Raw genomic sequence first — 7,104 nt, 5'->3', positions numbered from 1 at the left:
CATCCGCTGCGAACGACAACGACGCTGGGGCCAACCCGCCACACGAGCGGCGGCCTGACCCCAACACCCCAAACGTTCTTGGTCAGGGCACTAGCTAGAACCTCGCGGCGCGTCTGCCTGCGCCGTTCGCCGCGACTCGCGGACAACCCCTCAGCGCCGCCACCGGCCTTTGCGTGAGCCATCCCCGCTCCGCGGTCGGGCGACGCCGCACACCCCTCCGCCAGGATGGAAATGCAATGCGCCGCAGAAAAGAGACCTACCCGAAGATCACCGAGCACGATGACGGCAGCTGGAACGCTTGGGTCACTGTCGGCCGTAAGCCCAACGGCCGGCCGGATCGGCGGCACGTACGCCGCGGCAGCTACGACGAAACGAAGGCACGCGTCGACGAGCTCCTCGCGCAGAAACAGAGCGGGCAGGTGCAGAAGCCCGGCAGATCGCCGGCGTTCGAGCGCTGGTTCGAGGAGGTCTACTTCGAGTCGGTTGCACCGCTCAGGATGGACTTCACGACGATCGAAGGTGCTCGTAAGAAGTTGCGCCGCTACGCCTACCCGGTAACCGGCAAGGAACCGATGGATCGCCTGCGCCCCGAGAACGTCAGCGCGGTCTACGTCGGCATGGTCCGGGCTGGACTGGCCGACACGACCATTCTGCAGGTGCACCGCATTATCACCCGCGGGCTGAAGGTGGCCTGGCGGAGTCAGGTCATCAGCTACAACCTGGCCGCCCTCATCGAGCCTCCGACCGCAAAGCGGAGGGTCCTGTCGTCACCGACCAAGGATGTCGCCGACCGCGTCCTCCACGCGACCGACAACCGTCGCACGTCGACGCGCTGGCGGTCCGGATTTGGTCTCGGCCTGCGCCAGGGCGAGGCGCTGGGCCTGCGCTGGCCATGGTTCGATATCGACTCGGAGGAGCCGATGGCGAAGATTCATTGGCAGCTACATCGCCGCCCGTTCCAGCACGGCTGTGGCGTCACACCGTGCGGCCGGCGCCGAGGCGGGAACTGTCCACAGCGGGTGCTGCCGATGAAGGCCGGGGAGATCCACGTGGTCGGCGGGTTGATCCTGAAGCCGCCGAAGGGATCCAGCTACGGCGAGATCCCGCTCCCGCCGGAGCTCGTGGAGGAGTTCCGGCGGCACCGGGAGATCCAAAACTTCGAGAGGATGAGGGCCGGCGACGCGTACAACGACGGCGGCTTCGTCTTCTGCGACGAGCTCGGCAACCCGATCAGTCCGGAAGCCGACTGGAAAGAGTTCCAGGAGATCGAGGAAGAGGCTGGCGTCAGCCTGCGGGTGCATGATGGCCGACACTTCACCGCGTCGTTCCTGATCGCCCTGGGCGTGGACTCGAGTGTGGTACAGCAGATTCTGCGGCACTCAAGCATCAAGGTGACCGAGGGATACCTGGACGTCGCGGCCGAGTTGAAGCGCAACGCGACGAACCTGATGGGCCAGGCGCTGCGCAAACCTCAGCGTGAAGGTGACGGAAGGTGAGCCCGTTGCGGACTCACCTTCGGACTAGTGCACCCATTCGCGCACCCTTGATCTTGCTCGCGACCTAGAACTACCTGGTGGGGCGGGCGGGACTCGAACCCGCGACCGAGGGATTATGAGTCCCCTGCTCTAACCCACTGAGCTACCGCCCCGTACCGGCGGCGATACTATCCCGCGCCCCGCTCCGGCAGCTAGCGATCTATCGCTCCACCAGCGTCTGGGGCAACAAAACGATTTGGGATCGCGGGTCGGTGACCATGTCGGGTGGCTGCAGGTCGGCTACCGCCGGTAGCTCATCATCGCCGACGCTGGGTGACTCCGGGCCGTCCTGAGTGCAGAATTCGGCGAAGTTTTCCGGGTTCAGGTCGCTCATCACGCCTCCAAAAAGACGATAAACACGGCTAAACCCCGACCCGGGTACCGAGTGTGGTCAGGACTTTGCCGGCGGTGCGCCAGCCGCCGGCCAGGGCGCCCTGGATGGACGGGCTGTCGCGATGGTCACCGGCGACGAAGAGGCCGTCGCCGAAGGAGACCGGCTTGCGCAGCGTGGACTGGGGTACCCGGGCTGCGGGCAGGGCATTCGGGAGGCTGACGACGTTCAGCAGTTCCCAGTCGTCGGTCGGGGTTCCGTACATTCGGGTCAGCTCGACGCGGATGACCGCCTCGGAGGCGCTGGACGGGGCGGAGACGCCGACGACGGTGGCCGCGATCAGGCTGCGGCCCTCGGGGGCGTACTCGGGGGCGGCGTTGCTGATCACCACGGTGTTGGCGATGATCTCCCGGCGGTCGCCGTCGAGCAGCAGGATCGGCTCGTCGATCGGGGCCTGGTCGGTGCCGAAGTAGAACGTGGTCAGGCCGCACATGTCCGGCTTGGGGAGTTGCGGGAGCAGGTCGGCGGCGCTGACCGGGTCGGTGGCGACGATCACGGCGCGGCAGTGGATCTCGCCGCCCTCGGTGACCACCATGCCGGAGCCGATGCTCAGGGTGCGGGCGCCGATCAACAGTTGCGGGAACGGCAGCGGGCCGGCGACCGCGGCGGGCAGCGCGGCCATGCCGGCGGCCGGCACCCCGATCCGGCCGCGGGTGAACGAGCGCAGCGCCATCGCGGTGACATGGCTGGAGGTGTCGAGCGACCGGTCTCCGAACACGCCGGAGAAGAACGGGCGCAGCACCTCCTCGATGATCCGGTGGGACAGCCCGGCTTCGCGGAGCATCTGTTGCGTGGTGGTCTCCGGAGCGTCCAGCAGTCTTTCCGCGGGTGTGGTGGCGCACCGGGTTGCCAGCGCGGCGAACTTGAGCCGGTCGGTGAGCGAGCCGATGCCGGAGAGCAGCGTCTGCGGGGTGGCGAGCGGCTCGCGTAGCGGGTTTTCCAGGCGGTGCAGGCCGCCGGCGCGCCGCACCAGGACGCCCGAGGTCAGGTACCTCATCTCCAGCGCGTCCACGTCGACCAGCGCGGGCAGCCGCGGGTAGGCGGTGTTCAGCACCTGGAAGCCGCGGTCCATCCGCCAGCCGTCGAAGATCTCGGTCGCGACCCGCCCGCCGAGCCGGTCGGACCCCTCCACGAGCAGCCATTCCACCCCGGCGCGGTCCAGTCGGCGGGCGGCCGACAGCCCGGCGAGCCCGCCGCCGACGATGACGACGTCCACCTCGACCGGCTGCGACATAACCACCTCACTGAGAGCAAACTCCGCGAGCCCCAGCGTAACCGCGCACTTCAGGCCAAGGTGGAGAAAACCCAGGCCAATCAAACCCCAAGATCAAGCCCAGATTTCCTTGTACGACCTAAGCGTCCCGCCCGCGGTTACGCGCCCCGCCCGTACGACCGCCCCGGCCACGTCTCCGGCCGCTCCAGCAGCACGGCGTAGAACCCGCCGCCGAACAGCACCGTCCCGGCCAGCCCAGCGAAGAAGTCGCTCGGCCGAAACGGATCCACGGAGACGACCATCATCTACACGAACACCGGGACGAAGAGGGGAGAAACGAACAGCCCGGCAAGCTCGGAGGGGGCAGTCCCCTGAGGCGATCCAGCACGTGGGGAACGTACGGGAAGGAATCTCGCAGCGGCGAGGGAGTTTCAGCGATCGCCGGGCATGAAAAAGGCCCGCGTGAGCGGGCCTCGAAGAAGAGCTCCCCCGATTGGACTCGAACCAATAACCTGCCGGTTAACAGCCGGCTGCTCTGCCAATTGAGCTACAGGGGATCGTGCTCGCCGCCCGGTTTCCCTGGCAACGGAGAAGAGATTACACGACCGCCCGGACTCCGCGCGAACGGGTATCCCCCGCGCCGTCCGCCGGGTAAAGAAGCACCTGCTGCCTGTTGCGACATGGGACAACAGGAGTGAAACCAGGATGACGGGAGTACCAGCGCGGCAGGATGGGTATGCACGCCCGCAGACGCATGCGCGTCACGAAACGGAAGGAGCCGCCATCATGCGCGGAAAGCTCTTGTTCCTCGGCGGTCTCGCGGCGGGCTTCGTCCTGGGTAGCCGGGCCGGCCGCGAGAAGTACGAGGAGATCCGGGCGAACGCCCAGAAGCTCTGGGATCACCCGACGGTCCAGGAAGCCGCCGGCGTGGCACAGGCTCAGGCCAACAAGCTCTACACCGAGGGCAAGGACAAGCTGCAGTCGTCCAAGCTCGGTGAGAAGCTCGGCGCGACCCACGCCACCACCAGCGCGAGCACGGACGAGTTGCTGGCCCCGTCGGACAACTTCTCGGGGTCCAAGGGCTCGAGCGGCTCGCTCTGATCCGTTCCGGGCTCGCCCGGGCGGTACACCCCACCTGGCAGAGGCCGCCCTTTCCGGGCGGCCTCTGCCATGGTCATGCCCGTTCCGGGCGCTCAGGGCGCTGTGCAGGGTTCGCTCTCCAGCGCCAGGCCGAGGGCGGTCAGTTCCCCCATCACGTACGCCAGGCCGGCCCCCGGCGGGCCGCTCTCCTCGACCTCGATGTACTCGGTGCGGGCGGTGTCCGCGGCGAGCAGGTGCCGCAGCACCGGCTGCCAGGGGGCCGTCGGGTCGCTGATCCGCGCGGTGATCACCGAGAGGCCGGCGTCGGTGATCCGGTCGATGCCCTCCTCCGGGGCGGGCCAGTCGCGCACCACCTGGGCCAGGTCCAGGCAGGTGCCGAGCCGGTCCTTGTCGACCCGGGTCAGCGCGGCGACCGTCTCCTCGGGGGTGTCCAGGACGTATCCCGGTTCGGGCCGGAATCCGGTGCGTACCGCGCGCCCGACCCGCCAGGCCAGGTCGGCGAGGCCGGCGGAGAGACGCCTGACGTGCCGCTCGCCGGCCCGTTCACGCGCCTCGTCCCAGTCCTCGCGGCGGCCCAGGCCGCAGGTGCTGACCGATCCCCGGACCTCGTCCTCGGGCAGCAGGTCGACGAGGATGCGGGCCAGGGCGAGGGTGTGCTGCAGGCGGACCGGCTGGCTCCAGTCGGGCAGTGGGGGTACGCCGCCGCCCTCGGCGTCGGGCCCGCCGCTCAACGTGACGACCTCGAGGCTGCGGGCGTCGAGTTCGGCACGAAGCCGGGTGCGGGCGCGCCCGTCGGCCATGAGGGCGGCGGCAAGTGGGTGGGACAGGCGGAGGGCGATCCCCAGTTTCGCCGTGGCCGCGGCGTTCTCGGTCAGGCCGGCGCGCAGACTGTTGACGGCCGGGCCGAGCATCGCGAACGCGTCGGCGGGGGTGACCGCCTCGATCAGGCTGACGCCGCAGGTGAGGTGCACGATCCGGCCGGAGGGATGTCGCAGCCGCATCAATTTCCTCCCGGGACGAGAGCATCTGTGCATATGCACGTGCATCGGCTCGTGCTAACGACTCCAGTATGGACCATCTCCGGCACGCCTCTTGATCGACCGGTACCCAGCCGCCGGGATGCCATGACCGCCTCCAACCTGGAACGTCTTGCCCTCCGATACGAGCGTGCGGCGCGATACGGATCATCGGCACACCCGCCGTGCGACACCGTGACCGGCGGATTCATGATCAAAACCCGTCACACTCATAGGTGATTGACTATCTCTGTGTAGGCGGTGAGCAGCGAGTAGCAAGGCTCGAACGTCGCTCGGAGAGCGTTTTCGGGCACCCCCAGGCGTGCAGTATTTGAATAAATGGACATGCAACGTTCGGCTGCTCGTGCGTACGCCCCGTGCCCTCGCACGCGGCAAATGCCCGCCTTGCGCCCCGCCCCGAATACCCCGCCACTGCGAAGATGATGGACACGACCGCCCAGCGGACTCGGAAGGTTAGCGACGCGTTCTCCCGGGGAACCACCGACAACAAGTCGTATTCGCACGTCGCGACGGGGAGAAGCGACGCACGGCGACCGCCGCTTCGCCCGGAGGGAACCCCTATGAGACTCGGTCACCGCCCGGAAGGGCAGCATGACTCCGACGACGAGAACACTGACGACATCCCGGCGGCCGGCCGCCCCGTCATCCCCGACTCACCGGCCCCGCGCTCCGGTGACGACGCCGTGGACGCCCGGCAGCGCGGTGGCGCGGACTTCGACCTGGCCGCCGCGAGCACGACCGACGTGGGCCGATCCCCCGACTCCCGGGAGACCTCGGCACCGGGTCCGGACGACGGCCCCGACCGGCCGTCGCAGCTGAGAGCGAAAGGCATCCTCGCCGCCTTCCGGCGCACCTTCAAGCAGTTCTCCGAGGACAACGTCACCGACTGGGCCGCGGCCCTCACCTACTACGGCGTCCTGTCGATCTTCCCGGGCACGCTGGTGATCGTCTCGCTGGTCGGCCTGTTCGGCGACGCCGGCCGGCGGACCGTCACGGACGCGGTCACCGAGCTCACCCCGAACTCCGAAATGCGCGACCTGGTCAACACGGTGCTCAGCCAGGTACAGGACTCCGGCAGCGCCGGACTGGCCGCGATCGTCGGTCTGGTCGTCGCGTTCTGGTCGGCATCCGGGTACATCGGCGCGTTCATGCGCGCCTCGAACGCGATCTACGACGTGCCGGAGGGACGGCCGATCTGGAAGACCCTGCCGATCCGGGTCGGGGTCACCGCGGCCGTCGGCCTGATGCTGATCGCCTCCGCGGCCATCGTCGTGTTCACCGGCGACCTGGCCCGCGTGGTCGGCAAGCGGATCGGGCTCGGTGACGTGGCCGTGGGCACCTGGAACGTCGCCAAGTGGCCGGTCCTGGTGATCCTGGTCAGCCTGATGTTCGCGGTCCTCTACTGGGCGTCGCCGAACGCGAAGACCGGCGGTTTCCGCTGGATCAGCCCGGGCGGCATCTTCGCCGTGCTGCTCTGGGTCGCCGCCTCCGCCGGCTTCGCCGTCTACCTGGCGAACTTCGCCAACTACAACAAGACGTACGGCACCCTCGGCGGTGTCATCGCGTTCCTGGTCTGGCTCTGGATCTCCAACATGGCGATCATGCTCGGCGCCGAACTGGACGCGGAACTCGAGCGCGGCCGGGCCATCGCGGCCGGACATCCGGCCGACAAGGAACCGTTCCTGGAGTTGCGCGACACCCGCAAGCTGAAGAAGGGCTCCGAACGCGGACTGAGTGAGGGCTGACCGGTCCGCCTCCACGCCGGCGGAATCACCAGGCGCCGGGCACCAGGAGCGAACCGGTGCCGGCCGGCCGGGCACGGGGCGG

Annotated in this window: 7 protein-coding genes and 2 tRNA genes; 3 read left to right on the top strand and 6 right to left on the bottom strand. The window is 68.6% G+C overall.

From position 1 onward, the window contains the following. Positions 1-173: 173 nt before the first annotated feature. On the top strand, positions 174-1,496 hold the full coding sequence (locus tag CHC09_RS38700) for a tyrosine-type recombinase/integrase (protein WP_239138803.1): 1,323 nt from the start codon (positions 174-176) through the stop codon (positions 1,494-1,496). 75 nt (positions 1,497-1,571) lie between these two features. Here CHC09_RS38700 and CHC09_RS38695 read toward each other — a convergent pair. From CHC09_RS38695 to CHC09_RS38685, 5 genes are all read right to left on the bottom strand, one after another. Beyond that, a tRNA-Ile gene (locus tag CHC09_RS38695) sits at positions 1,572-1,648 on the bottom strand. 47 nt (positions 1,649-1,695) lie between these two features. Then, on the bottom strand, positions 1,696-1,869 hold the full coding sequence (locus tag CHC09_RS46845; RefSeq protein ID WP_179277455.1) for a hypothetical protein: 174 nt from the start codon (positions 1,867-1,869) through the stop codon (positions 1,696-1,698). 28 nt (positions 1,870-1,897) lie between these two features. Continuing rightward, a complete protein-coding gene (locus tag CHC09_RS38690; protein WP_089298242.1) occupies positions 1,898-3,160 on the bottom strand; it encodes an NAD(P)/FAD-dependent oxidoreductase in 1,263 nt (420 codons plus the stop codon). A 137-nt stretch (positions 3,161-3,297) separates the two neighbouring features. Beyond that, positions 3,298-3,429, bottom strand: coding sequence for a hypothetical protein (locus CHC09_RS48625; RefSeq protein WP_275407960.1), 132 nt, complete (start codon positions 3,427-3,429; stop codon positions 3,298-3,300). 194 nt (positions 3,430-3,623) lie between these two features. Next, positions 3,624-3,696 (bottom strand) — tRNA-Asn (locus tag CHC09_RS38685). Positions 3,697-3,925: 229 nt separating this feature from the next. Between CHC09_RS38685 and CHC09_RS38680 the strand changes: the two genes are divergently transcribed. Continuing rightward, a complete protein-coding gene (locus tag CHC09_RS38680; protein ID WP_089298241.1) occupies positions 3,926-4,240 on the top strand; it encodes a hypothetical protein in 315 nt (104 codons plus the stop codon). 92 nt (positions 4,241-4,332) lie between these two features. On the opposite strand, the gene CHC09_RS38675 is transcribed toward CHC09_RS38680, so the two are convergent. After that, positions 4,333-5,241, bottom strand: coding sequence for an apurinic/apyrimidinic endonuclease family protein (locus CHC09_RS38675; protein WP_089298240.1), 909 nt, complete (start codon positions 5,239-5,241; stop codon positions 4,333-4,335). 596 nt (positions 5,242-5,837) lie between these two features. Here CHC09_RS38675 and CHC09_RS38670 point away from each other — a divergent pair. Further along, the gene (locus CHC09_RS38670; protein WP_179277454.1) at positions 5,838-7,022 is read left to right on the top strand and encodes a YihY/virulence factor BrkB family protein; all 1,185 of its coding nucleotides are present in this window, start codon (positions 5,838-5,840) and stop codon (positions 7,020-7,022) included. Positions 7,023-7,104 lie beyond the last annotated feature (82 nt).

The organism is Actinoplanes regularis, assembly GCF_900188005.1.
GTDB classification, from domain to species: Bacteria; Actinomycetota; Actinomycetes; order Mycobacteriales; family Micromonosporaceae; genus Actinoplanes; species Actinoplanes regularis.
Note: the sequence above shows the minus strand (reverse complement) of the source record. Positions and strands in the feature narration are given on the sequence as shown.

What these genes read in the sequence shown, in the direction of transcription:
- CHC09_RS38680 (WP_089298241.1), top strand. Translation starts at nt 3,926, where the DNA reads ATGCGCGGAAAGCTCTTGTTCCTCGGCGGTCTCGCGGCGGGCTTCGTC.
- CHC09_RS38675 (WP_089298240.1), bottom strand. Translation starts at nt 5,241, where the DNA reads ATGCGGCTGCGACATCCCTCCGGCCGGATCGTGCACCTCACCTGCGGC.
- CHC09_RS38690 (WP_089298242.1), bottom strand. Translation starts at nt 3,160, where the DNA reads ATGTCGCAGCCGGTCGAGGTGGACGTCGTCATCGTCGGCGGCGGGCTC.
- CHC09_RS46845 (WP_179277455.1), bottom strand. Translation starts at nt 1,869, where the DNA reads ATGAGCGACCTGAACCCGGAAAACTTCGCCGAATTCTGCACTCAGGAC.
- CHC09_RS38670 (WP_179277454.1), top strand. Translation starts at nt 5,838, where the DNA reads ATGAGACTCGGTCACCGCCCGGAAGGGCAGCATGACTCCGACGACGAG.